At 40.0% G+C, this 26,443-nt stretch carries 17 protein-coding genes; 9 read left to right on the top strand and 8 right to left on the bottom strand.

Features of this window, described 5'->3' with window-relative positions; translation table 11 throughout:
• Positions 1–33 precede the first annotated feature (33 nt).
• Both OM33_RS17485 and OM33_RS17480 read right to left on the bottom strand, forming a co-directional pair.
• Positions 34–1,620, bottom strand: coding sequence for an ATP-binding cassette domain-containing protein (locus OM33_RS17485; RefSeq protein WP_052141138.1), 1,587 nt, complete (start codon positions 1,618–1,620; stop codon positions 34–36).
• A gap of 239 nt (positions 1,621–1,859) precedes the next feature.
• The gene (locus OM33_RS17480; protein WP_040135486.1) at positions 1,860–3,071 is read right to left on the bottom strand and encodes an EAL domain-containing response regulator; all 1,212 of its coding nucleotides are present in this window, start codon (positions 3,069–3,071) and stop codon (positions 1,860–1,862) included.
• Positions 3,072–3,291: 220 nt separating this feature from the next.
• Here OM33_RS17480 and OM33_RS17475 point away from each other — a divergent pair, with 220 nt between their 5' ends.
• Positions 3,292–5,487, top strand: a complete 2,196-nt coding sequence (locus tag OM33_RS17475; protein WP_199922623.1) for a fasciclin domain-containing protein — start codon at positions 3,292–3,294, stop codon at positions 5,485–5,487.
• A 38-nt stretch (positions 5,488–5,525) separates the two neighbouring features.
• On the opposite strand, the gene OM33_RS17470 is transcribed toward OM33_RS17475, so the two are convergent.
• The 3 genes from OM33_RS17470 to OM33_RS17460 form a co-directional block, all read right to left on the bottom strand.
• Positions 5,526–10,001 (bottom strand): EAL domain-containing protein, encoded by a 4,476-nt coding sequence (locus tag OM33_RS17470; protein ID WP_040135484.1) that lies wholly within the window; start codon positions 9,999–10,001, stop codon positions 5,526–5,528.
• 198 nt (positions 10,002–10,199) lie between these two features.
• On the bottom strand, positions 10,200–11,744 hold the full coding sequence (locus OM33_RS17465; protein ID WP_040135482.1) for an arylsulfatase: 1,545 nt from the start codon (positions 11,742–11,744) through the stop codon (positions 10,200–10,202).
• Between the two features lie 59 nt (positions 11,745–11,803).
• Positions 11,804–13,378 (bottom strand): arylsulfatase, encoded by a 1,575-nt coding sequence (locus tag OM33_RS17460; protein ID WP_081991200.1) that lies wholly within the window; start codon positions 13,376–13,378, stop codon positions 11,804–11,806.
• Between the two features lie 281 nt (positions 13,379–13,659).
• Here OM33_RS17460 and OM33_RS17455 point away from each other — a divergent pair, with 281 nt between their 5' ends.
• Genes OM33_RS17455 through OM33_RS17430 form a run of 6 tightly spaced genes read left to right on the top strand, consistent with a single transcriptional unit; the run spans position 13,660 to position 19,824 of the window.
• Positions 13,660–14,646, top strand: a complete 987-nt coding sequence (locus tag OM33_RS17455) for an AAA family ATPase (RefSeq protein ID WP_040135480.1) — start codon at positions 13,660–13,662, stop codon at positions 14,644–14,646.
• A 15-nt stretch (positions 14,647–14,661) separates the two neighbouring features.
• Positions 14,662–15,582, top strand: coding sequence for a DUF58 domain-containing protein (locus OM33_RS17450; RefSeq protein ID WP_040135478.1), 921 nt, complete (start codon positions 14,662–14,664; stop codon positions 15,580–15,582).
• Between the two features lie 7 nt (positions 15,583–15,589).
• Positions 15,590–16,039, top strand: coding sequence for a DUF4381 domain-containing protein (locus OM33_RS17445; protein WP_040135476.1), 450 nt, complete (start codon positions 15,590–15,592; stop codon positions 16,037–16,039).
• Complete coding sequence (locus tag OM33_RS17440; RefSeq protein WP_040135474.1) at positions 16,036–17,016, top strand: VWA domain-containing protein; 981 nt, start codon at positions 16,036–16,038, stop codon at positions 17,014–17,016. The genes OM33_RS17445 and OM33_RS17440 overlap by 4 nt, the downstream gene beginning before the upstream one ends.
• Positions 17,009–18,619: a vWA domain-containing protein gene (locus OM33_RS17435; RefSeq protein WP_040135472.1), complete on the top strand. Its 1,611-nt coding sequence runs from the start codon at positions 17,009–17,011 to the stop codon at positions 18,617–18,619. The genes OM33_RS17440 and OM33_RS17435 overlap by 8 nt, the downstream gene beginning before the upstream one ends.
• Positions 18,616–19,824, top strand: a complete 1,209-nt coding sequence (locus tag OM33_RS17430; RefSeq protein ID WP_040135470.1) for a BatD family protein — start codon at positions 18,616–18,618, stop codon at positions 19,822–19,824. The genes OM33_RS17435 and OM33_RS17430 overlap by 4 nt, the downstream gene beginning before the upstream one ends.
• A 10-nt stretch (positions 19,825–19,834) precedes the next feature.
• Here the strand turns inward: OM33_RS17430 and OM33_RS17425 are convergent, their stop codons facing one another.
• On the bottom strand, positions 19,835–20,701 hold the full coding sequence (locus tag OM33_RS17425; protein ID WP_040135468.1) for a patatin-like phospholipase family protein: 867 nt from the start codon (positions 20,699–20,701) through the stop codon (positions 19,835–19,837).
• 432 nt (positions 20,702–21,133) lie between these two features.
• Here OM33_RS17425 and OM33_RS17420 point away from each other — a divergent pair, with 432 nt between their 5' ends.
• Positions 21,134–22,786, top strand: coding sequence for a methyl-accepting chemotaxis protein (locus OM33_RS17420; protein WP_040135466.1), 1,653 nt, complete (start codon positions 21,134–21,136; stop codon positions 22,784–22,786).
• Between the two features lie 82 nt (positions 22,787–22,868).
• Here OM33_RS17420 and OM33_RS17415 read toward each other — a convergent pair whose 3' ends face one another.
• Complete coding sequence (locus OM33_RS17415; protein ID WP_040135463.1) at positions 22,869–24,272, bottom strand: MipA/OmpV family protein; 1,404 nt, start codon at positions 24,270–24,272, stop codon at positions 22,869–22,871.
• A gap of 36 nt (positions 24,273–24,308) precedes the next feature.
• Here OM33_RS17415 and OM33_RS17410 point away from each other — a divergent pair, with 36 nt between their 5' ends.
• A complete protein-coding gene (locus tag OM33_RS17410; RefSeq protein WP_052141137.1) occupies positions 24,309–24,656 on the top strand; it encodes a DUF4156 domain-containing protein in 348 nt (115 codons plus the stop codon).
• Here the strand turns inward: OM33_RS17410 and OM33_RS17405 are convergent.
• The gene (locus OM33_RS17405; RefSeq protein WP_234402777.1) at positions 24,626–26,323 is read right to left on the bottom strand and encodes an alkaline phosphatase family protein; all 1,698 of its coding nucleotides are present in this window, start codon (positions 26,321–26,323) and stop codon (positions 24,626–24,628) included. The genes OM33_RS17410 and OM33_RS17405 overlap by 31 nt on opposite strands.
• Positions 26,324–26,443: the final 120 nt, after the last annotated feature.

Below are 26,443 nucleotides of genomic sequence, written 5' to 3'. Positions count from 1 at the left end.
GAATGTAATAGCCACAATATTGACTCTACACCTTTATTTAGTTACTACAATAGGCTCAATTAAATTTATATCCACAACCGTATTGATATCCACTGCATTAACAAAATCACTATCATGACTGACAAGGATAAAGGCACCTTTATATTGTGATAAAGCGTTAGCAAGTTGGACTTTTGAATCTAAATCTAAGTGGTTATCGGGTTCATCAAGCAGCAAAAGTGCATTGCTTTTGGCATAGCTTGTACACAACATTGCCACCTTCATTCTCTCACCACCGCTCAAGTAGGATGTATTTGTAAATACTGTATCGCCTTTAAAACCAATTCCAGCAAGTAAGGTTCGTGCTTGTTGAAGACTCAAGCTATCTGAGATTGTCATTAATGCATCTAAACTCGAGCTGAAGTTATCTAGCCAACTGTAATGCTGATCGAGATAAGTAATTTCACAATTTTTATAGGTAACATTTGGTGAATCAGACCGTGACGCCCTAAGTGCATTTAATAATGTTGATTTGCCCGTGCCGTTGCTACCTTTTAACCAAATTCGACTCATCTGCTTTACTGTGAACGAAACACAAGGCCCGTTAACATATTTGCACTGCCAGTCTTTCACCGTTAGTAACGTATAATCTTTATTTAATTCTGATGAATTAAGATAAATATGCTGTGCCTTTGTAACACTTTGTTGATTCTCAAGATTGGACAGCGTTTCTTTAATGTTTTTCAATCGATTGTCTTGCATAGCAGCCAGTCTGCTTTTAGTTTTATCCGCAGCATTTTTTTTGGCGTCCAACAGCATTTTAGGTTGGCTGCCTTTGGCACGTATTTTCTTTCCTTTAGCAGCGCGCTGTGCTGCGCGTTCCAAGCTTTGTTGAACTACTTTTTGCACCTTTTTGTGTTCGGCTTTTTGATTCTCTATTTTTGTCGCTAAAGCAGCTTGTTGCTGTGCAAACACATCTTGAAACCGCTCATAATTCATCGCATAAGGTGTGATGGTGTGGTTATTAAAATGCAAGATGTGATCGGCACAATCGAGTAATGGTTGATCATGACTTGCGATTAGCACTATTCCCCTAAACGCTTTCACCCTATTGATTAGCCATCGCTTTGCCATAGCATCCAAATGATTAGAGGGCTCATCTAGCAGTAAAATTGACTGTTCATCAGTTAATAACACATGCAGCTTTAAGCGAGTTAATTGTCCACCACTTAAATCCACACACCTCATAAAGGGGTTTTGTGGTAACCCTAAATCTTTTAATAATTGATTAATTTCGTGAGGTAAATGCCATTGTTCTTGCAACAGTTCAAAATCAGATACCTTTGTTGAACCCGCTTCAATGCGAGCAAACGCTTTTAGCTGTTTATCAACGCCTAAATACTCTGCTACTGTGACCTTAGGGATAGCTAGCAGTTGTGAAAAAAATTGACACTTACCAGATACTTTTATGCTTTCACTGGTCAGTTCATGGTCGACTAATGCCCGTAAAAAAGTGGATTTACCCGTACCATTTCGACCCACTAACCCATAAATACCGGTTTTGAGCCTCAAATTAATATTATTAAATAACGTTTTGTTGCCTAGATGCTTGGTAAGATTTGAAATAATTATATGTGGCATAACTGCCTCCCTTTACAACAGTAAATGGGACAAGCGTTATGGCGCTATTAGCCGAAGATAATATGTTTAGAAAACATTGAAAATTGTATAGATAGAATATCGACGAAGTAACGCCCACTAATCCCGAAAATAAAAACATAATGTGTGTTTATCGGGAATTAGTTGTTCATGTTAGCGTCGACTCCATTAAGGTAAGTGTTACTACTTTGGCTTAAACTTGATTTAAAGACAAGTGTTAATTAGCTAAAAGATTTATCAGTCATTTGCTTCCACTTAGAATACCAGCGGATCACTTCTTTAATTGGTTTTGGCCGACAGATGAAAAAGCCCTGCAGTAAAATGCCTATTTCACTTTGTTTTAGGTATTCTAAATCTTCTATATCTTCAACCCCTTCAGCTACTAACTCAACTTTTTGCTCTTTAGTGACATCAATTAGGGATTTAACAATGACCTGTGAAAACTTATCATCCCGAATGCTTGAAATAAAACTGCGATCAATTTTAATTTCAGTAAAAGGCAATGTTCTAAGCTGATTTAGATTTGTGAAGCCGGTGCCAAAATCATCCAGTGCCACACCATAACCATTCATGCGTAAACGATTAAGCGTTTCTAGTTGTTCAGGTGTTCTTAGGGCGTATTCTTCTGTTACTTCAATAATAAACTGATTTGGTTGCAGCCCATTAACACATAAGATTGTCGCCATCTGTTGTGCACAAAAGTAATCTTGCATTTGTTTAGGTGATAAATTGATGGCGAGTTTAAAATCGTGTTCAAACAGCACTTTAAGTTCTGAGTAATGCCTCGCAGCCTTTTCAACCAATTGAAAAGTAATAATATTTTCAATACCCAACGAGACTGCCGTGGGTAAAAAATGCTGCGGCAAAATGGCATCAATATGGCCAGGTTTAACAATACGTGCCAGTATTTCTAAACTTTCGACTCGGTTGGTTAAACTATTAATTTTGGGTTGGTAATAAGGCTCTACTTGCTGGTTTTCAATGGCATCAATCAACTCTTGTTCAGACAAATACTGCAGCGCATGTTGCTTTACAACATTAAGCGTACTCAATCTATCTAGTACCATTTCAATTTGTTTAATACTTACCGGCTTAGAGAGATTGCCTATTAATCTAACATGGTGCGCTTTCGCTAAATCTGCCGCTAAAGCAATCACTCTCTCGTCCATTTCAGAAACAATTGCCACACCACCAGGATACCCTACTTCACCCAGTTTTCGAATAAATGCCATACCGTCAAATTCAGGCATATTTAAGTCTGTTAAAATACAATGAAACGCGTTGATATCTCGTTCAACAATCCCAAAAGCCAAGCGCGCAGAGGTGAAGGTTTCAACATTGGTGTAACCTAGACCATTGAGCATCGCTTTAAGCGTAAGCAGCATGGTTTTGCTGTCATCTACAACCGCAATCTTAACTAAATTCTTATGCATGTCGCGTTCCTTGCAATTAAAAACTTTGCGTTCTGGAGAACCCTATTAAATTTTAGTAACAAACTGAAATAATACAAAAAAGATTACATATCTATTTTGTACATTGGTTAATTTATGCGGTTTTAATAAGGTGTTAAAGAGTAATTAAAAAATTGTTTGATCTAGATAAATTTTTATTGCGTACAAATTCTCGCCACTTAAATATCAGAAGGATAGAACGGTGAGAAACTTATTAAAAATTACACTTATGGTGTCATCAATGCTCTTAGTAGCAGGCTGTAATGACGATGACAATAACGAAAAAGTCGAAGTGCCAATGATACCTGAACCAACAGCAACAACGGTTGTTGATGTTGCAGTAAGCAATGGCAGCTTTACTACCTTAGTTGCCGCGCTTCAAGCGACTGGCCTAGATGAAACATTGGCAAACGCTGATGGCAACTTCACGGTATTTGCCCCAACAGATGCCGCATTTGATTTATTACCCGAGGGCACATTAGAAGCATTACTAGCTGATACTGATACCTTATCCGACATCCTAACCTACCATGTAATCGGCAGCAAAGTTGATGCAGCAACAGCTATTTCAAGTGCAGGTTCAAAAGTTGAAATGGTTAATGGCGATTCTGTTGGTTTGTCGTTAAGTGGTGACAATCTACTTGTAAACACAGTGACCGTTACTGCTACCGACATTATGGCCGACAACGGCATAATTCACGTTATTGATGCTGTGCTAATGCCGCCAACAGACAAAGGCATGCCAACGACAAATATTGTTGAGACCGCTGTTGCAGCAGGTACGTTTAATACGCTTGTTGCTGCCTTACAAGCAACAAATTTAGATGCAGTGCTCGCTGATGAGTCGAAAATGTATACGGTATTTGCACCAACTGACGATGCTTTTGCAATGCTTGGTGAAGAAACCATTAATACGTTACTTGCTAATACCGACGTGTTAAGCAGTATTCTATTGCAACATGTTGTGATGGGTGAAGTTGACTCGGTTACTGCATTTACCCTAAACGGTATGGAAGCTGAAACAGTATCGGGCGCAAAATTACCGGTATCAATCAACTCAGAAACTGATTCACTGATGATCGGTGGTGCTAAAATTGTAACTAAAGACATTTACACGACTAACGGGATTATTCACGTAATTGATGCTGTTATTGTCGGTGACGTAACTGTGCCAGAGCCTGTTGGTAACATCGTTGAAGTAGCATCACAAGCTGGTTCATTTAACACACTACTGATTGCTGCCGCAGCCGCAGGGCTCGCAGATGTACTAGCTGATGAGTCAGCAACTTTCACCGTTTTCGCTCCAACGGATGCGGCTTTCGCACAAATCCCAGAAAGTACGTTAAACGCTTTACTTGCCGACACTGAAGCACTTAAAAATGTGTTACTTTATCATGTTATTGCTGATGCAAAAGTAATGTCTGATGGCGCAGTAGCTGTTGCGAATAGTGAAAATAATAAAGTGACTATGGCTAACACCCAAATGACTGCTTTATCACTTTCAGGATCTGATTTGTACATAAATGCGTCTAAAGTATCCGCTGCCAATGTTGAAGCAAGTAATGGCGTAATTCATGTGGTTGACCAAGTCATTTTACCACCATCAATGAAAGGCGAACCGACTCAGAACATCGTTGAGGTTGCCGTATCCAATCCTGACTTTTCAACCCTAGTGACCGCGCTACAAGCTGCAAATTTAGTCGATGCGCTAGCTGATGAAACTAAGTCTTACACGGTATTCGCACCAACTAATGCTGCGTTTGATAAAATCCCAGACGATGCGTTATCAGCATTACTTGCCGACAATACGGCTTTAACAAATGTGTTATTGCAACATGTTGTGGCTGCTGAGATAGATTCTGTTTCTGCGTATGCAGCAAATGGTAAAGCAGTAGACACTCTTGCAAACAATGATGTATCAGTGGATTTAATTAATTATACCGAATCAACTAATTCTGCGTCAGATGAAGTTGCTTATGATGCTGCAGGTCAAATGCTAGTCGGGGGTAATGGTTCTGCCAAAGCAGGTTACACACTATATGTGTTCGATAATGACCTTGGTCAAGCTAGCAGTACGTGTGTTGATGCATGTGCAGATGCATGGCCGCCAGTAATGGTTAATGATGAGATGGTTGATAATATTCAAGGTTTAAGCGTTATTACACGTGCTGATGGTACCAAGCAAGCCGCATTTATGGGTCGCCCTTTATACTTCTATGCTCAGGATATGGCACCTGGTGAAACAAAAGGTGATGCAGTTAACAATGTTTGGTGGAAAGTATCACTACCTCAAGTTGCTCTTCAAGTGCAAGGCGCAAACGTTGTGACAACCGATATTTACACTACAAATGGTGTAATTCATGTGATTGATACCGTAATCACTGAAACCCTAAATTAACACTCCCTTCGTGTTTAAGGGGCTGAAAAGCCCCTTTTTTATGCGTTTTTACACGCGTTTATTTTTCTCGATAAAGTCGATTGAAAGTCTTCACTCAGAAAGATATTTGCCGGCACAGGCTTGGCAAAGTAAAACCCTTGCAAGTTGTGACAACCTAATCGTTTTAATACGGTGACTTGCGTTAGCTCTTCAACACCTTCCGCAATACAGTAAGTGCCTAGATTTTTAGCAAGCACAGCAATAGTTTGAACAATTGCCTGATTCGTTTTACTGGAAAGCATTTGACGAATAAAACTCTGATCAATCTTGATTACATCAATTGGGAATTGATTGATATAAGTAAGCGATGAATAGCCAGTACCAAAATCATCTAAGTACAGTTTAAAACCTGCATCTTTTAAACGCTGCAACTGTTCAAGGGCATTGGCTGTATCATCAATCAAAATACCTTCGGTGATTTCTAGGCGAATTTGATTTGGCGAAACACCTGTGCTCGCCAAAATATCCAAAAAACTTTTTACAAGATTAGGTTGGCCAATATGTAATGCTGACAAATTAATTGATAAATAACGATTACTGTCAATTAACAACCAGTCTTTTAATTCTAGTGTTGCTTTTTCAAGAGCCAGTTCCGTGATCCTAACAATTTGCCCTATTTGCTCTGCAAGTGGAATAAACACTCCTGGAGAGATCATTTCCTCATTGTTAAACCAACGAAGTAGCAGTTCAACACCCACCGTTTTTTGAGACTGGGTATTAATAATCGGTTGATAAAAGTTAGTAAGTTTATTTTGTTTTACGGCATTCACTAAATCATTTTCAAGTAGCACGCGATTCCGTGCTTCTTTATTAAGTTGATCAGTATAAAAACGGTAACAGTTACGGCCACTATTTTTAGCGTGGATCATCGCAATATCTGCGTTTTGGATAAGCTCTTCGGTACTTTCCGCATCAAAGGGATAAAATGAAATACCAATAGACGAACTAATGTTAATGGTATTGCCATCAATGGTGTAAGGTTTTTCTAATTGTTTATTAAGCTCATTTGCATATTGGCTCACTTCTTCGGGCGACACAACATCTTCAAATAAAATAATAAACTCATCACCACTTTGACGGCCTACACTGTGCTGCTCTCCCACTACCTTTGTCATACGATTTGCCACTTGCACAAGCAATCTATCGCCGATGCTATGGCCAAGGGAATCATTCACTTGTTTAAAACGATCAAGGTCAATAAACAGCACCGCAACTACTTTATTTTTTGCATGTAAAACAGCTTGCTCGATACGATCGTTAATTAAACTTCGATTAGCCAACTGAGTTAAATGGTCAAAATTAGCCATTTGAGTAAGCTTTTGCTCAACCTGTTTTTGTTGGGTGAGATCCGTTACAACCACCACGTAGTTGGTAATGCTTTCATCACCAATGGTTGAAATTGATAGCAGTACATCAATGCGCTCATCATCAAATACCCAAACTTCTTCACGACGAAGGTGTTGTCCTGGTTTAAGTTTTGCTAACTGCTCACGGTACTCAGCTTGCTTATTTTCATCGAACAAAGCTAAAAGCGTTGCCTGATTAGCATCTTGCCCATTTTGTGAAAAACGTTTATTAAACGCTTCATTGGATGCAACAAGTTGAAATTGGCTATCGAGAATAATGAGCCACTCGTTCATTTTACGAAGGGCTTCACCGTATAATCGCGCTTCCATCGCTTTATTTTTTGTTTCGTTTATATTGGTATAAGTACCGGTATAAACAGGGCTGCCATCGCTATTATTTTCTTTTGAGCGTTTACCCATATCACGATACCAAACCCAGTCACCTGATTTCGCACGCATGCGATAACTCACATCCCAAAGTTTTGTTTTACCCGTGGAAAATAAGCGCCACTCCGCATCGAGGCGTTTTCTATCTTCAGGATGAATTAACATCATGTGGTCATGTAAACTGCTCTCAACCTCACTACCATAGCCCAAGTCAGAGGTTATGCGCTCTTGATACAAATGGTTGTTTTGCGTGTTGTATACCCAAACGCCACTATTACTGGCTTCAAGTGCTAATCTTGCACGTTCTTTTGCAGCCAAGGAATCATCGTGTAATTTTTGCAATATGTGCTGTTGTTTTACTCGTCTCGAATACACGCCAGCAAAACCAATCAACAAAATCAATAAATAGCCGCCAATCGCCCAAGGTGATGTCCAAGGATTGTGTTTAACAATAAATTGGTAACTTTCGGTTCGACCAGTTAAACCGGTTTTTAGCGAGTAAGCAGCAACTTTAAAGGTATATTTGCCGGGTAAGAGGCGCGTAAATTCAATATTATTCTTGGTATAGTTTTCATACAGAACAGGACTGGGTCCTTCAAGCTCTACTCGATATTTGATTTGTTTTTGATTGGCAAAATCAAAATTGGAAAAATGAAATTTTAATCCAAAATCATCATGCTCTAGAGTAAAGGTCTGCTTTGCCATATTAGCAATCGTAGTACGCTCTTCACGGGACTTTACTTCTAAGTCCAGTAGCTTTACAGGTTTATCTTTTCCGCTTTTCTCAAGATCGTTAGCATTGAACAGCACAATACCCGCAGGCGAAGTAAACGCGATGCGTCCATCTTTTAATTTATGCGGTGAATTATAAAGTTCATCACTAATTAAGCCTTGTTCATGGGTATATTCGTTTATCGTATCAAGTGATTTGTCGTATTTCATTAAACCACTTTGCGAACTAATCCAAATAGCATCGTTGCCACTTTGGGTGATACTAAAAAGTCTGTTGTCAGATAGCCCATCAGCAAAGGTAATTTCTTTATGCACTTGCAATTTTTCGTCTAGCGCTAAAATGCCATGGCCATTGTAAGCTATCCATATAATACCGTCAGCGTCACGTACCCAGTCAGATGCAAACTTAAAATCATGCACCTGATAGTTTTCGAGTTGATGGATTAAGTGATAAGTATCCTCTTGGTAGTTGTAGTGATAAATTTCGCCACCAACACTAAACAACACGCCTGAATCATCAATAAAACTTTTTTTAAACCCCACCGATAAATCGGTATCGAACTGTTTGTCCAAGTTTGACAATGACTTAATTTGATTTTTCTGCGTGTCGAGTAAAAAGTGTCCTTTGTGGCTAACAAAAATAAACTTTTCATTATCAATGGCATGAATACCATAAGGGAATAATTGACTGAACTCTTCGTTGACTTCTTGTGATAAATTTGAAGGCACAACCACTTCATTGACTGTATCAAATAGTGTTAGGCCTTGGGTGTGTAGTAGCCAAATTTTCCCGTCACCAGCGTCGAAAATATTTGAAATAAAATGGCTGCCCCATTTATTTTTGACATCATTCTCAGTGAAAAAGTGTGACGTGCTTTTACTTTCAGTATCCAGCTTTGTTAAACCGTTTTCTGTCGCAATCCACAATATACCCGGTTCAATTTCAATAAAATCGTTTACCGCAGAATTGGATAAGTCGACCCCTGATGCCTTACTAAAACTAGAAAATTTTTGTAAATCGGGGTGCCAGTAGTACACCCCTTTTGATTCTGATGCCAACCATAACAAACCACTATCATCTTGAAAGATGTGTTTTATCGCGTCATTACTTACCAAAGGATGACGCTTAGAAAACTGTGCTAATAAACTTAAGTCGAAGGTAATTGGATCAAAACGATATAAACCCTTTTCCGATCCAATATAAAAAGCGTTTGAGTTACGGACCACTCCCCAAATATTAAGGTCTGGAATTAACATACGAGGTTTAACAACCAATTCGTTTGGCTTAATAGCATATAACCCTTCAACCGTGCCCACCAATAGCCCTAATCGGTGATCCCAAGCAAGGTATTTAACATTATTATTATCTTGGGTATCTTTTAAAGAGGAAGGTTTATGACTGGTAAGCCCTGCACCGCCAGTTTCTATGTGATAAACATACAATCCTTTTGAGGTTCCAAAATAGATATAATCATCTTTATGAAATAAGGTGCGAATAAGATCAGCGCTATCACCGAGCGAAAACACAACGCTAAAGTTTCTGCTTTCTTTGTCATAAAGTACTAAATGCCTACCAATGGCAAGCCATAGTCGGTTTCCCTCTTCAAGAGCATCTTCAACGCTTAGCAGCTCATCTTTTGTTTCAATCAATTTGCCATCATAAAAGCGTGTTGCATCTAGGGTAATAGGATCTAAGAAATACGCTCCCGTATAATAAGTGCTAATAATCAGCTGGCCGTTTGAGAGCTTATGTATTCCAATGATGCCATCATTTGCAAAGACATTATCTGGGCCTGTTATTTTCTCGAACTCATAACCATCAAAGCGATTTAAGCCATAGTCAGTTGCTATCCATAAGTAGCCTAAATCATCTTGAACAGTTTGGTTCACATAACTTTGGGATAGACCATCTTCAACAGAATAATTTTGAAGATAACGGCTGTATTCTGCAGCATTAACACTACACGTGATGAGTAAGATAAGTAAAAATGAAAAGACTTTATGAAACAAATATTAAATCCTAGCCCCATGAATCCATTCGGATTAATAAAAAGAAACACGCGAGCTTTCACTGCTGGTGCTTCATTTACAGTTTAAAACATAAATACCATCTTCAAAAGAAATAAATGATCTTATTTCAAACATTGTTTTAACAACACGTAAAAAGCCCTCTAACACGTAGAGGGCTTTTATAAAACAATGAAATAATTAGTTATTAACTGGCGTTTGTAACTTTTCCATCACCTGATCTAGGCTAAAGCTCGCAGCTTTTTGTCTTGGCGGGTATTCTTTGAAAGTTGCTAGGAATTTGCCAACATACGCCTGAACCGGTACCAACATATATACCCTATCTATCATCCAATCATAATACGTATTTGAGGTGATTGGCGCAATTTCATATGGATCGCGACGTAAATTAAGAATACGTGGCACACGTAATGGCACAAACGGTTCAGCCCAAATATTCAATGTGCCAACCTCTCTTTGTTCCATAAATATGAACTTCCAATCTTCGTAACGTAATGCCGTTAGATCACCATCATCTGAAAAATAAAAAATCTCCTTACGCGGGCCTTCCTTTTGCTTACCCATAAGGTGTGGTAAGAAATTGTAACCATCTAAGTGCACTTTATAGTTCATGCTACCAACACGCTTACCTTTTAACAGATCTTTCTTAACCTTAGAATCGCCTGCAGCAGCTAATAAAGTTGGCATCCAATCCATATGATGCATAATTTCATTGGATACAGAACCAGGCTTAATTTTACCCGGCCAACGTACCATTGCCGGCACTCGCCAACCGCCTTCCCAGTTTGTGTTTTTCTCGCCGCGGAATGGCGTTGCTGCAGCATCAGGCCATGTATTTAAGTGAGGACCATTATCGGTCGAATAAAATACGATGGTATTGTCTTTGATGCCTAACTTATCAATTTCATCCAAAATTTGGCCGACATGGTTATCGTGTTCCACCATGCCATCACCATAAAAGTTCTGGCCTGAAATACCTTTACTTTCTGGTTTAATGTGCGTACGGAAATGCATTCGCGTAGCATTCCACCACATAAAGAATGGCTTTTTCTTCTTCACCTGACGTTGCATAAAGTCAATTGCCGCAGCAGTTGCTTCGTCATCAATTGTTTCCATGCGTTTTTTAGTGAGCGGTCCAGTATCTTCTATTTTGCCGTCAGCTGAAGATTTGATTACACCACGTGGACCAAATTTTTTACGAAATGCCGGATCTTTTGGGTAATCAACATTTTCTGGTTCTTCTTCAGCATTAAGGTGATAAAGGTTGCCAAAAAACTCATCAAAACCATGCGCTGTTGGCAAGTGTTCGTCACGATCACCTAAGTGGTTTTTACCAAATTGCCCAGTAGCATACCCCTTCGATTTTAATAATGTTGCAATCGTTGGGTCTTCTTTACGAAGGCCAAGCTCAGCACCTGGTAAACCGACTTTAGATAAACCTGTACGAAACACAGATTGACCTGTGATAAAAGATGAGCGGCCAGCAGTACAACTTTGCTCACCATAATAATCTGTAAAAATCATTCCTTCATTGGCGATACGATCAATATTTGGCGTGGTATATCCCACCAAACCACGGGTATACGCACTAATATTCGATTGGCCAATATCATCACCCCAAACCACTACAATATTGGGTTTATCTGCAGCATGAGATGCAACGGCTATCGTCAATAACGACAAAGCAACCAAGCACTGCTTTAAGTGTTTTGTTATTTTTTTCATAACATTTCCTATGTTTGTAAAATAAAGCAGCACTTCAGGGGGGTGCTGCTCACTCAAAATTAATTACGCGGTGCCATTGCCTCAAGCATTTTCAAACGTTTCATGGCGTCCTGTACTGCAAATGTTTGATAGCTTATATTACCTGCACTTAAACTCGCGCCCGGCTGGAAAGGATAGTCAGGAATGGTCGACAAGAACCCCATGACTTTTTGTTGAACTGGCACGAATAACCACATGGTATTTTCAGCGTACCACTTGAGATACATTTCAGATTCTAGTGCCCCTTTTTGATATGGGTCCTCGCGAAGGTTAATAATGAGTGGCCATGCCGGTGTTTCACGCACAGCGGTGTTAATACCGCCTTGCAAGGTCGCAAAATGAATTTTCCAATCGTTCCAACGCACCGCGTTTAACTCACCGGTTGCACCGAAGTAGTAAATTGAGTCACGAGGACCTTCTTTCATTTCACCTTTGAAATAAGGTAGGAAGTTGTAGCCATCTAAGTGCACCTGCCACTTTTTACCGTTTGCGCGATAACCTTTCTTTAATTTCTCAACAAGATTCGGCTCGCCTGCTGCTGCTAAAAAGGTTGGCATCCAGTCTTCGTGGGAAATAATATCGTTATAAATGGTATTTGGTTTGATGACCCCAGGCCAACGAACTAACTTCGGAATGCGAAATCCGCCTTCCCATGTTGTGCCTTTTTCACCATGAAATGGCGTTGTACCACCATCAGGCCAAGAAATCGTTTCTGCGCCATTATCTGTTGAGTAAACAACGACTGTATTATCTGCAATTTTTAGCTCATCTAATTTATCGAGTAATACACCCACCGCTTTATCATGCTCAACCATGCCATCTGGATACAAGCCTTTGCCTGTCACACCCACTGACTCTTCTTTTAAATGTGTCCAAACGTGCATGCGGGATGTATTCATCCAGATAAAGAACGGCTTTTTCTGTTTTACAGCACGCTCCATAAAATCTATACCTGCAGCGAGGAACTCATCATCTGCGGTTTCCATTCGTTTTTTAGTGAGTGGACCTGTGTCTTCAATTTTGCCATCAGCAGTCGATTTTAAAACGCCTCGCGGCCCATACTTTTTACGAAACTCAGGATCTTTTGGGTAGTAATAACCTTCTGGCTCTTCTTCTGCATTTAAGTGGTAGAGGTTACCAAAAAACTCATCGAAGCCATGTGCCGTGGGCAAATGCTTGTCTTGGTCACCAAGGTGGTTTTTGCCAAATTGACCAGAGACATACCCTTTGTCTTTTAAGAGGTCGGCAATCGTAGGTGCCCAGTCAGGAATACCATGATCAGAACCTGGCATACCAATCGTCAATAAACCTGTTCTAAAAGGATGTTGGCCTAATACAAAAGATGCGCGCCCCGCAGTACAAGATTGTTGCGCGTAAGAATCAGTAAACATTGCACCTTCATTTGCAATTCGGTCAATGTTTGGGGTTTGATAACCCATAATGCCGTGATTGTATTTGCTGATATTGTGTACCCCAATATCATCACCCCAAATCACCAGGAAGTTTGGTTTTTCAGCTGCTTGAACACCAATAGATGATAGTGCTATTGTCGCGCCAATAATTAAACGCCGACTAATTGCTTTAAATGGCAACACTGCTTTCTCCTCAAGTTATCATATAAAAACCTGCATTCCTTAGCATGTAGTGTCGACCACTTAACCCGCTACATAAAATAGCTATTGTAATCACAGGTGAAATTTAAAATTTAAACTGCCCCTAAATCCAATGTAACGCAATTGTTAAAATATTACTATGTAATAAATATTTAAATGCATTTTGTCACTGTGAATATGTGCGTACTCGTTTTAAAAAACAGTAGCAAATTGAATATATTTATAGCACAGTAGTTTTATGCAAAAGTGACAAGGAGTTGAAGATGCAAACGCGTACTCAAATTAACGAGTTAACAACGGCTATTTCGAATAATATTATCGGCCAGGAAAAAGTGGTTGAGCGTTTGATAATCGGTTTACTGGCAGCAGGTAACTTATTGATTGAAGGCCTGCCCGGACTTGCCAAAACCCGCGCAATCAAAGCCTTGTCAAAACACATTGATGGTCATTTCAGTCGAATCCAATTTACACCCGACCTGCTTCCTTCCGATATCACAGGTTCAGAAGTGTTTTATCAAACCCCAACAGGCGGAGAATTTAAGTTTGATAAAGGGCCGCTCTTTGCCAATATTGTCCTTGCTGATGAAATCAATCGCGCACCTGCAAAAGTACAATCAGCACTACTTGAAGCCATGGAAGAAAAACAAATCACGGTAGCCGGTACCACTCACAAGATGGCGCCTCTTTTTATGGTACTTGCCACGCAAAACCCCGTTGAACAAGAAGGCACATACCCATTACCTGAAGCTCAAATGGATCGTTTTTTAATGCATGTAATGATTGATTATCCAGCGGTTGAAGATGAAGTTTCAGTTATTGAGTTAGTGCGCCAAGAGGAGCAAATGCTTTCTGACACTTCACAAAAACAACATAACACTCAACCTATTAAAATTGCACAAGACGTCATCTTTAGTGCCCGTCAAGAGATAGCCAACATTAAAGTGATCCCTGAAATGGCGCGCTATATGGCTGATCTGGTTTATGCAACTCGCACCCCAAATCGTTATGACGATGAACTCGCAAGCTGGATTGACATCGGGGCATCTCCACGGGCCTCAATTTCACTTGATAAATGCGCACGTTCATACGCTTGGTTACAAGGGCGTGAACATGTGTTGCCTGAAGATATCAGAACCATTGCCCATGATGTTTTAAGACATCGTATTACGCTGAGCTATCAGGCTCAGGGGCTTGGCCTGAGAGCTGATGACATTATTGACCGTATTATTTCCCTTGTCGCACTGCCTTAAGGTATTGAACACTAAATGGCTTCTCTTGACCCACGGATCCATACAAGTTTTGCTCATCTAAAGCAGTTGCAAGGTAAAGCTAAAAGCATTCGTTTTTTAGGACGACAACAAGCTAAAAGTATATTATCTGGTCGTCACGCTTCTCGTATTCGCGGACGTGGCTTGAGCTTTGAAGAACTACGAGATTATCGTGCAGGTGATGATATACGCACAATTGATTGGCGTGTAACAGCACGAACAGGTAAACCCCATATTCGAGTTTATACCGAAGAAAAAGACAAAGCAGCTATCCTGATTGTTGATCAGCGACTCAGTATGTTTTTTGGTTCGGTACATAACATGAAATCCGTTACTGCCAGCGAAATAGCAAGCTTAATTGCTTATAGTTTGTTTGCACAAGGCGACCGTATTGGTGGGGTGCTATTTAACGATCACACTGTGGCAAATTTTAAACCTTCTAAACAGCCCGCCTCCCTTGAGTATTTTATAAAGCAAATCAGTGCCTTCAATTGCCTGTTACATGCAGATCAAATAAACAAAAACCCCGCAATGCACCTAAACCAGCCTCTTAAAGCGGCAAATAGATTGGTGTCGCACGATCAATTAATTTTTGTGATCAGTGACTTCTCAGAAGTCGACGATCAAACACATCAGTATCTGGCACAAATGGCTCGCCATAACACAGTTATTTTATGCCTTATTACTGATAGCCTAACGCAAACCTTGCCGAAAAACGTCAGCATTAATGTAAGCGACGGGATATCTCAAATGCAGCTCAATACGCATAATAAAAAAGTCCATCGAGAACTAATTAGTACATTTACAAAACGCGTTGAACAAATTAAAGGTTGGCAAAGCGAATCTAACTTAACGGTTATCCCGTTTTGCGCAAGCGAGGATACTTTTGAACAACTAAAAGCTGCTTTAGGTACTTAGAGGTGTTATGGAAGATTTAAGCAAGCTTGAACTCTACCAACTAATGGACTTAGTTAAGCCGGTGACAGACCCAGAACCAGTCTCTTGGTTACCGCAGACATACGGTTGGCTTTTTTTGGTTATTATTCTTTGTTTAATGCTACTAATAAGAAAATGGCAAAAAAAACGGCTTTATCTTGCTAGGCAACATCGATTTCAAGCAATTTCGCTTATCAATAAATTAGATGATAATGCAACGGCAATAGATATAAGCACGATATTAAAGCGCTGTGCACTCTATGATTTTTCTCGCGAACATATCGCGCCGTTAACTGGTGATGAGTGGGCTAGCTTTCTAAATCAACAGGCAGGTCAGCCCGGTTTATTTAAAAGCTTTTATAGTTACAGCCAAGAAGAAATAAGCGCTCTTAAACAATCTGCGATTCATTGGTTAACGCATTACGAGGTGACACAATGATCACCCTTCTTCATCCTTGGCTTTTGCTGTTATTACCGCTGCCTTTGTTGGTTTATTTTGCCCTACCTGAATTTAAACAAAAAGCGCTCGCCTATCGCATTCCTTTTTTTGAGCTGGCAGCAAAAGCCAGTGAAGCGCCTGTAGCAAATGGCAGTCAAGTCCATGCTAAGCCTAAGGTTGACCTTGTCTTTGCGACACTCATCTGGTTTTGCTGTGTTATCGCAATTGCGCACCCAATCAAATTGGGCGCTGTTAAACACCAAGATGTGATAACGCGTGACATTATGCTCGCAATTGATCTGTCAGGCTCAATGGCGGAGCAAGATTTTGAGAGTAGCAATGGCGATATAATCAATCGCCTTGATGCTGTCACCAATGTGGTATCTGAATTTATTAACGCACGTGAAAATGATCGCATTGGCCTGATTGTGTTTGGCACACGTGCCTATCTACAAGTTCCTTTTACACAAGATTTGAAAATGGCAGAACGTGTGCTGCGTGATGCAAGTGTTGCAATGGCCGGCCCACATACTGCGATTGGTGATGCAATTGGTTTAGCGCTTAAATTATTTGAAGAATCTCAGGTAACAGAAAAAACACTGATATTGTTAACCGATGGCGCTGATACTGGCTCACGCATGTCACCCTTAAATGCGGCTCATATTGCTAAAAGTGATGGATTAAAAATTTTTACCATAGGCATTGGTAATGAAAACGGTGAGGGTCAATATAAGGTCGATTTTGATACCTTAGCTGAAATTGCAAACATTACTGATGGCGAATTTTATCGCGCGACGAATCAAGATACCTTACAAAACGTTTATCAAGAAATCGATAAAGTAGCTGCTGTAAAAAGTAAACAACCACAAGCACGAAAACAGACAAGTATTGTCCATATTCCGCTGGCAATTGCCCTTTTAGTGTATTTAATAGCCTTGTTAAAAAGCGTGATTACGATAAGGAAAGCATATGTTTGATGCACTGTTAAGCTTTCATTTTATACGGCCTTATTTTTTACTGGCACTGCCTATTATTGTCTTGTTGGCATTGATTATTAGAAAAAAAGCGTATCAAACGTCACAATCCGACGAGGTCATCGCACACCATTTAAAAGCAGCGCTCACACCAAAACAGTCACTTATGAATAAAATCAAACCGATTGATTTTACTTTATTACTCGGTGTTTTTTTGTGTATTGCGTGTGCAGGTCCGGCTTGGCGGCCAGTTGAACAATCGTTAGACAAGGGTCCACCGATTGCAATTTTAGTAAAACTGAGCCAATCAATGCGTGCGAACGATTTTTCACCTACTCGATTAAGCTATGCCAAATTAAAATTAAGTGATCTGCTTAATTTCAGAAGCACCGCAAAACACAGTTTAATCGCCTATGCAAACAGTAGTCATCGTGTGCTACCGCTGACTAAAGATAGCCAAGTTTTTCTGCCATTCATTGATGCGTTAAGCCCTAATGTTATGCCAAATAATCAAAACCTTTATAACGATGATTTAGCCAATGCTGTTGCCCTTGCACACCAAGAAGTAAGCATTGAAGGTGGTAGTATTTTAGTGATCGCAGATACAATTTCCAAGGCGCAGTTAGCCGCCCTGAATAAATCGCAAATCCCCTTTATTTGGTGGCAATTTGCAACGATTAACGGTGGTGTTATCACTGATGAGCAAGGTAGTTTAAGAACTAATCAACGGGGCGAACCTGAAATTTCGGCTCTGTCGCCTACTGCAAGTAACACACCTGAAATGATTACACCCGTTACTGCAACCTTAACTAACCAAGATATTTTTAAAATAAATCAAATTGCACGCACAACACGCAAGCGTTTTGAACGTGAAGAAGCAACCGAATATCAAGATATGGCATGGCATGTGGCCATCGTTGTGCTGCTGCTCGCTTTATTGTGGTTCAGAAAAGGTTGGACATCCCCTGTTAATCACTCTGCAATATCATCAACAAATAATTTGATACTCGTTGTTTGCCTGTGCAGTTTTACCTTCAGTGAACCGCTTACTGCAAAACCGCAAGATTGGTTTTTAACTGCCGACCAACAAGGGGCCATTGCGTTTAAACAATACCAATATGAAAAAGCAGTGGTTCTCTTCAGTGACGCAAACTGGCAAGCAAAAGCACTCTACGAAAACGGACAGTATTTAAAAGCCGCCGAAATTTATGCCACATTAGGCACTGTGGACGGTTTTTATAATCGGGCAACAGCCCTTTTAAAAGGCAAACAATATCAACTTGCCATTGACGCTTTTCAACAAGTGCTCAAGCTCAGCCCCGAAATGGCCGAAGCGAAGCATAACTTGGCCATAGCCAAACATGCCTATGAAATTGTAATCGCTCAATCAGGCAACGAAGATTTGGAACAAAATATCGCGATTGATGATGAGCCAACAACGCTTGCTAATCCAACTGAGGGAGATTTTGTTGATTATCATGTTAGCGGCACACTGTCTCAAGATGCAAAAGAGCAATGGATGCGCACCGTAAATGCGGATATGGCCGAATTTCTTGCAACAAAATTTGCTAACGAATTAGCAAAGTCACAAGGAGCAGAGCAATGAGGGTCTTATGTGTTGTCTGCCTGTTGCTAAGTGTCTTCAACTGCATTGCCCAAACACCAGACGTCTCAGTTACAGTCTCAAATAAAAGTGTTTATGTTGGGCAACTTAACCAAATAAAGGTCACTATATTGGTACCGACATGGTTAACCAAGCCACTTTATTTTAACGAAGTAGAAGATGTTAATTTAATTAGCTTAAATAGCGAAAAAAGTGCCTTTGCTTACTCAAAGCAAATCAAAGGTAAAACTTGGTCTGGGGTGATCAAAGAATTTAATGTTATACCAATGAAAGATGGACAGTTTACGATCACAATCCCGCCTATCGATGTTCATTTTATGGGAGAGCATCAAAACACAATTAAACATACTATTGCAGCGCAAACTGTCACGTTTAGTGCCACTATCCCACTGAAGGCTAAAAGTCTTTCACCATTAATTATTGCCGAAAACATTACGCTGAACGAACAAATAAACGCACCTGATCCACTCATAAGAGGGAGCGTGTTAGAGCGTATAGTGACATTAGACATTAGCGGAACCTCTGGTATCTTCATTCCCGAATTACTTAGTGAAATGTCTACGACACAATTTAAAGCTTACTCACCAAATCTCAAGGTTGACGATCGTCAAGATGCAAGAAGTAGCGCACTTATAAGCACAGTAACTCAAAGCCAAAGCGTTTTATTATTAGAAGACGGTAACATCAATCTAACAGGTATTTCGCTGAACTATTATCAACCAAGCAGTGATACTGTTAAAACAATCAAAAGTGAGATAACCCGATTAAATGTTGAAAAAGCGTCCCGTTCAACACAGCAAACCTGGATAATAATAGTATTTATAAGTATTTGCTTAGTAGGCTTACTAATTTTCAGAGAAGGCTTTGTTAATCTACTAAGTCAGATTAAACATCGCTTTACCACGTCAGAATGGTATCTTTACTATCAATGCAAACAAGCGCTCACACACGACCACAAACACGCGCTTTTACTTTATCTCAAATGGCAAGCCCATTGGCAGGCAACACTTTGCGAAAACCACCTGTTGTGGCAAAACGCCAAACAGCTACAAAGCAATTTAGAACAAGCAATCTATTTTGAAAAATCAGATAGCCAATTAGTTGATGAATTTAAACAGTTACGTTTACGCTTGACCGCGCTTAGTAGCAAAAAACCTGCAACGTTAGACCCGCTTAATCCTAAGTAAATGAACTTTGTTAAATAAGTTTGTTGTTTTTCAGCGATTCAATACAGGTTTTATAACCAAGCTCAATCATTTCAGCAGCTTTATCAAATTCTAATGTGCCACAAGCATTGCGACTGATTTCAATCAAGACATCAGGTGGATACGCCGCTAATTTTGCCGCCGCTAAATGCGATTGCATAGCATCAAATGCTTTGTCGGCAACTTCATAAGCACCCAATTTATTGGTTTCTTTCTCTTCTTTCTCAAATTTTAAGGAGGCAATAAAACGTGATACCGCGGAGCCTTCATCATGCACTTTTGCTACTTCCGTTAACTGTGGCGCAGTGGCTTGCTCACTGCCTAAATTGACAGCAATTTTCAGTTCAGTATCGTCATTAAAGGTTGGTGCTATAGGCACCGGATTGAGCACACCGCCATCAATTAAAATCTTATTATGTCGTTCAACCGGGGTGAAAAACAAAGGCAATGAAATTGATGCACGGATTGCATCAAACAGAGGCCCCGAGTTTAGCCACACTTCTTTACTATTAAGTATATCGCTCGCAACCGCTGTGTAGGCTATGGGCAAGTCTTCAATTGATGTATCTCCAACCATGGCTTTTAAGGTATTAATAATTTTGTCGCCTTTAACTAAGCCATTATTTCCCCAACTAAGATCAAGTAATGAGACAATATCGTACTTATCAATTGTTAAAATCCACTTTTCAAATTCATCTAACTTTCCAGCCGCAAAAATACCGCCAATTAAAGAGCCAATTGAGCAGCCTGAAATAGAGCAAATTTCAAAATTATTTTCTTGAAGCGCGGTTATCACGCCAATATGCGCTAAACCACGTGCACCGCCACTGCCTAAAATGAGGGAAATCTTTTTATTCATTGTGATTTATCAACTTTTTATAAAATATACTGTTAAATGTTAAGCAATAATGCCGATACAATAAATTGGACTAAACTAGGGTCTGTGATCTTTGCAGTTCTTTTTTTGTTCTTTATTAGCGTACTTTTATCGTGGCGCTCAATATGTGGCTTAGTCATCTAAGCGAGTATCGAGCAGCACTAAGAAAAGTGCGCATAAAAGAGCCTCTAAGCATCGCGCGAATGACTTTTATACTTTTTTGCCCCACAGGAGTGTGAGGTAAGCTAACTTTGCAGGAGCACAAAGTCTTTAGAGGCTGAATGGCATAGAATATCTACGCAATGAAGCCTCGCCTTGTATAAAAGCCTATCACAGAGCTGCAAAAAAGAACGTTAAAGGTCAAAAGACCATAGCAATACAATTACCGTTAAAACAATACAGTGGACCGTGCATATGAGCAAATTGCTTTCAAATATCTCTGTAAGGAACAAAATAAATGTTCTGTCAGGAACATTACTTTTTGCATTGATTTTCTTTGCATCTTTTGAAATTTATAAACTAACAACCATTAAAACAAACTTCGAAAAATACAGTGATGTTGCAGTTGCACTTGAAGTGACCACTCTTGAAATCAATCGTGATACTAATTATGTGTCGCGTTTAAACCGTAGCATTATGCTAGGTGATAACTACCACCAAAATATGAGTAAAATGCGCGAGAGAATTAATAATATTAAAAACTTATTTGATTCCCTTGAAACCATCCAAGCGAAAGACCCAAATATTGATAATCGCCTTGCACAAATGATTAGACAGTCTAAGTCATCAACAATGCGTTTTTTAAATCAAAGCTTACAATTAGTACAATCTTTATCCGCAGATTCATCAAAACAAGCGCTTGAAAATGCATGGCAAACTTATAAGACGGATTTAAGCCCTTTAGCAGCAAGTGCCAGAGACGAATTCTCAACACTCGATGATTTAATTGACAGCAAGAAAAACATGATAGAAAACAGTACTTCCGAAAGTATTGAGTCGTCTGTTTCTGCATCCATGTACTTTGCCGTGATTGTTACGGCGATCGCCGCATTTCTAAGCTGGCTTATTACCAATAATATAATTGCCCCTCTCTTTACATTACGTGAATCAATTAACGAAATATCATCGACAAATGATCTCACCAAACGCACAAATCTAGTGTCACGGGATGAACTTGGTGCCGTGAGCCATGCTTTTGATACCCTAATAGATAATTTCCATAAAACCTTACAACAGGTTGTTGATGCCAGCATGCAAGTTCATAATGCGTCAAGTTTATTGGCTCAATCGAGTGAAAATACCAACACATTAATTACCGAACAGCGACAAGAAACCGATATGGTTGCCACTGCGGTCAATGAAATGGCCATTACAGCAAATGAAGTGTCACGAAATGCAGCCGACACAGCTTCCGGTGCAATCGATGCAAACAATCAAGCAGAAAATGGCCAACAGGTTGTTGAAACAACCATTTCAAGTATTGGTACTCTGGCAGAGCAAATTGATAACGCTGCCGTTTCCATTGACAAGCTGTCAAATGACAGCCAAGAAATTGGCCGTGTATTGGATGTTATTCGTGGCATTGCTGAGCAAACCAACTTATTGGCACTTAACGCTGCAATTGAGGCTGCACGTGCTGGCGAACAAGGGCGCGGTTTTGCCGTTGTTGCCGATGAAGTACGCTCTTTAGCTTCTCGCACCGAGAGTTCTATTCAAGAAATTCAACAAATGATTGAAAGCTTACAAAGTGGTAGTAAAGATGCCGTAGCACTGATGCAACAAAGTAAGCATCAAGCTGAAAACAGTGTTGCCAATGCAACGCAAGCAGGTGAAGCACTCGCGCTTATTACGTCCGCTGTTGCCATGATCAATGATATGGCGGCGCAAATTGCTACTGCCGCCGAAGAACAAACAAGTGTAAATGAAGAGATTAACCGTAATGTGGTGAACATCTCAAACATATCAGATAACACAGCTAAAGAGGCAGCAAGCACCAGCAGTGCCAGTACTGAGTTAGCTGAACTTGCCAGTGAACTGAAAAATCAAGTGGCGTTATTTAAAGTATAACTAACCACAAAGTTTGTGATAAAACGTCGTTCGGATCTGTTAACCTATTTTTAAAGGAAAGGTTAACAGCCTGTCTGGCTTGCTAACCATTATTGCCATGGCATTGCAGATAAATAGTATTCACATTACTGCCACCACTGACATTACCAAACAGATCGGCTGAAGAGAAAATGCCCGAACGATGATGCACTGACCACCCTAAAAAGCAGTCTTTAAGTGACTTGTTGCCTATTGCATCACCTAAACTAAAATCCCAACTCCAATCTAGATAATTTAAGAATTTTGATGCCGAACGGTTTTTTCGGTCTACATTTTCTTGCTCTACAATTGGCACACTGCCAGCATAGGATACCCCCTCGCCAATTCCCACCCGAGTTTTGACAATATGTGACCAAGGAAACCCAGTAAAATAGGCTTTAAAGCCAAGCACATACTCGTTAAAATTTGCTTGATATCCTTTTTCAAAATGCCGCGCGTAGCCCAAAGTGACATAGGACTCAACCGGTAAGCCAAGAAACTTGTCAGCTATTTTTTTGCCAACAAACACGCTCGCTAATCCAGTGTGTTTCTCTTCTGGGTCAAACATATTTTTAAACCGCATCAACTCATTGAATTTTGTTGTCGTGAACTTTCCTTGTGCAAGGCGCCAATACCACTCGCCTTCAGTTAACCCTTTTAACAAGCTGCTGTTGTGGCTTTGATCGTATTGATAGTCGTTAAACTCATAACGGTAAGTTAGGAAGGTTTCAAACTGGCCTTTATCGGCAATAACGGGGCTATTAATTTTTGTTTTATCAAGCTCAGAGTATTGAAAGTTGAGACCAACATAATGATGCTTTGCAAAGTGATAACTGAAGTCCAAGCCATATTGCCATTCAAATGCACTGGCTGTTGTGTAACTTGGCCTATCAATTTCAGCTTCATCCTTGAGCACACCAAAATAGTAATTCGTAAGTGCTTGGTTTTCGTAACTTACCCCTAACCAAGGTCTAATTAACAGATTGTAATAATTAAAACGTTTCGACCAACGTAACTGGCTATCCCAACCTTTGTGGGTATTGCTAATATCATGACCCATATCTAAGGTGACATTACCGTAACGCGTTTTATAACTAGCAGCAATTCGGCCATCTACAGCATCGTCACGTTCCATGCCGTCCAATAACTCTGAATTCTCTTCATTAAATCCTGCAAACCGATATGCAGCAAAGGTACTGACCAGCCAGTCATCATTATTTATCAAATGAAAACCTGTGCGCGTGCCATCAATAAAAAACTGATCCCCGTTATATATAATTAAAGGTAGGAAATCTTGGTATTGGTCTTCACCAATATAAGGAAATGTACCTGTCCTCAACCCAGCGCCAATAGACCAATTTTTATCGCCAGGTTTAAGGTGAAGTTGAGTGACATCTCTACCAGCAAAAACTTGACTACTTAATAAAAGCTGAAATAGGCATAAAACGGTTATTATGTTATTTTTCATAGTGTTTAGCTTGCACTTAGATGAAGACACAAAAACATGATAAAAATAAATTCTACCTTATTAAGCATGCTGGTGATATGTTTATTGGCTGGTTGCAGCGTCGCTAGCGCACCAACTGGCCCTTCTGTTTCCATTGTTTTTGATAACCAACAACTCAGCAAACATTGTGAAAAATTGGGCGATGTTATCGGCTCACAGGGTACCATTATCAGCTACTGGTTTATTCCTGAGCCCGATTTATTGCAAGGTGCAATCAATACATTAAAGCAACAAACTATGTCGCTCGGTGGTAACACCGCCTACCTGCGTAAAAACATCGACTCCAATACTTCCATCACCCTTTTAGGTGAAGCCTATTTTTGTAGTACCTCAACTAACCCTTGACCCGTTGCACCACTGGGTATGGTGGTATTTGCACTCAGTGCTAATGTAGGCGCAATATCATAAGGGGTTACAGCACGGTATATCGCTTGTTGCTTTATGCCATAGCCTGCAAAAATAATCGGCACATGGGTATCGTGCTGCCACACTGAGCCATGGGTCGAAGACACCGTTAAGCCATCAAAATCATTCACATAACCACGCTCATTAAGCACGATATAAATATCCCCTGAACGACCCTCAAAATGATTATTCGATACCAAACGTGCTATTCGCGAAGGCGTTACTTGATTTCGTAAGATATCGGTTTCGGCATATGCTGCATAAACGCCCTGCTGCTTTCGTATAAGCTCTGCGACAAAGGTCTGTACATCAGCCAGTTTTACATTTTTACTAGCAATATAGTCTTTATCTAAATACACATAAGGATGTGCATATGTGCGAAATACTTTATCAGCAAGACCAAAACGCTTTTTAACGGTCGCTTTAATATCGTCATTAATAAGCGTATCAATTGCAAAATAACTGGCATGATCAATACCCAAGCTATGCGCATAATCTGCACTTTCAGGTGCACCATGATCGGCTGAAAGCACAATTAAGGTATTTTCTAATCCAACCTGGCTATCAAGCTGCTTAAAGAATTCAGCCAAGGTACTATCTAGTCTCACTAGGTTATCTTCAGCTTCTTGCGACGAGGGACCAAACACATGAATCACATAATCATTCGATGAAAAGCTGACTGATAAGAAGTCTGTAATGTTATCCTGGCCTAAATCTTCTTTGACTAGCAGTGTTTTTGCAAAATCAGCAGTGAGCTCATCGCCTGCGGGGCTTAAAGTGAGCTTAGTGGTAAAGTATTTGTCCTCTTTTTTACCATAAGGGTGTGGAAATTGACTGCCAAACCCAGCTAAATCAAGCTTACTTTTTTGCTGTAAATCTTTAAGCGTGAAACTGTCATTTTTAATGCTAGGCTGCCACACTGTTCCACTGTATTTGGCGGGTAACTGCTGCTTATTCCAAGCCGTCACCCAGTTTGGGTAGGTCTCATAATAATAATCACTCGTGACAAAGGTGCCTGTTGCTTTATCAAACCAAAAAGCCTTTCCTGAATGGCCAGCAAGCGCAACCGCGCCTCTATCTTTGACTGAAACAGCAAATGCTTTACCGATACCCGCACTTGCCATCACAACTTCATCAGAAAAGGTTGATACACGAATATTCGATGGTGAGCGTCCTTGTGATTTTGCCGCAGCTTGTGTGCTATCGATTTCGGTTTTTTTATTTACACCAGCCCCTTGAGTAAGCAAATTGTAATTTGCATCTTCAATGTTATAAACAATGCGCGATTGCGAATCATCAAACCAAATATTACCGACCATGCCATGCACCGAAGGCGGCGCACCGGTGGCAAGTGACGCATGCCCAACAATGGTTTCGGTATTGCCATGATGATAGTGTGCATTTTTATAATAAACCCCATTGTTGATGAGGTAATTAAAACCATTAGGGCCAAAGTTATGGCGGTATCGATTAAGTAAATCGCCTCTGAGTGCATCAACGGTTATTTGCACGATTAATTTTGGCGGTTGTTTTAGGTTATCTGCATAAAGTGCAGTAACAGGCAAACTGCAAAGCATTGAGATGGCAACAAGTAGGGTATTTTTCACTGATTATTCCTTGTGCAAAATAGGTCATTTAGCCACCTTAGTGCGAGATAAGCGTAATAGCAATATTTGCAGCAATTTAAGTTGTGCTTACCCCCCCTATTAATTGTATACAATTTCAAA

Source organism: Pseudoalteromonas piratica (genome assembly GCF_000788395.1).
GTDB classification, from domain to species: domain Bacteria; phylum Pseudomonadota; class Gammaproteobacteria; order Enterobacterales; family Alteromonadaceae; genus Pseudoalteromonas; species Pseudoalteromonas piratica.
The sequence above is the reverse complement of the archived record's forward strand: the minus strand, read 5'-3'. Positions and strand labels throughout refer to the sequence as shown.

Coding starts and splice junctions, on each gene's coding strand:
- OM33_RS17485 (WP_052141138.1), bottom strand. CDS start 1,620: ATGCCACATATAATTATTTCAAATCTTACCAAGCATCTAGGCAACAAA.
- OM33_RS17480 (WP_040135486.1), bottom strand. CDS start 3,071: ATGCATAAGAATTTAGTTAAGATTGCGGTTGTAGATGACAGCAAAACC.
- OM33_RS17465 (WP_040135482.1), bottom strand. CDS start 11,744: ATGAAAAAAATAACAAAACACTTAAAGCAGTGCTTGGTTGCTTTGTCG.
- OM33_RS17455 (WP_040135480.1), top strand. CDS start 13,660: ATGCAAACGCGTACTCAAATTAACGAGTTAACAACGGCTATTTCGAAT.
- OM33_RS17450 (WP_040135478.1), top strand. CDS start 14,662: ATGGCTTCTCTTGACCCACGGATCCATACAAGTTTTGCTCATCTAAAG.
- OM33_RS17445 (WP_040135476.1), top strand. CDS start 15,590: ATGGAAGATTTAAGCAAGCTTGAACTCTACCAACTAATGGACTTAGTT.
- OM33_RS17440 (WP_040135474.1), top strand. CDS start 16,036: ATGATCACCCTTCTTCATCCTTGGCTTTTGCTGTTATTACCGCTGCCT.
- OM33_RS17435 (WP_040135472.1), top strand. CDS start 17,009: ATGTTTGATGCACTGTTAAGCTTTCATTTTATACGGCCTTATTTTTTA.
- OM33_RS17430 (WP_040135470.1), top strand. CDS start 18,616: ATGAGGGTCTTATGTGTTGTCTGCCTGTTGCTAAGTGTCTTCAACTGC.
- OM33_RS17425 (WP_040135468.1), bottom strand. CDS start 20,701: ATGAATAAAAAGATTTCCCTCATTTTAGGCAGTGGCGGTGCACGTGGT.
- OM33_RS17420 (WP_040135466.1), top strand. CDS start 21,134: ATGAGCAAATTGCTTTCAAATATCTCTGTAAGGAACAAAATAAATGTT.
- OM33_RS17415 (WP_040135463.1), bottom strand. CDS start 24,272: ATGAAAAATAACATAATAACCGTTTTATGCCTATTTCAGCTTTTATTA.
- OM33_RS17410 (WP_052141137.1), top strand. CDS start 24,309: ATGATAAAAATAAATTCTACCTTATTAAGCATGCTGGTGATATGTTTA.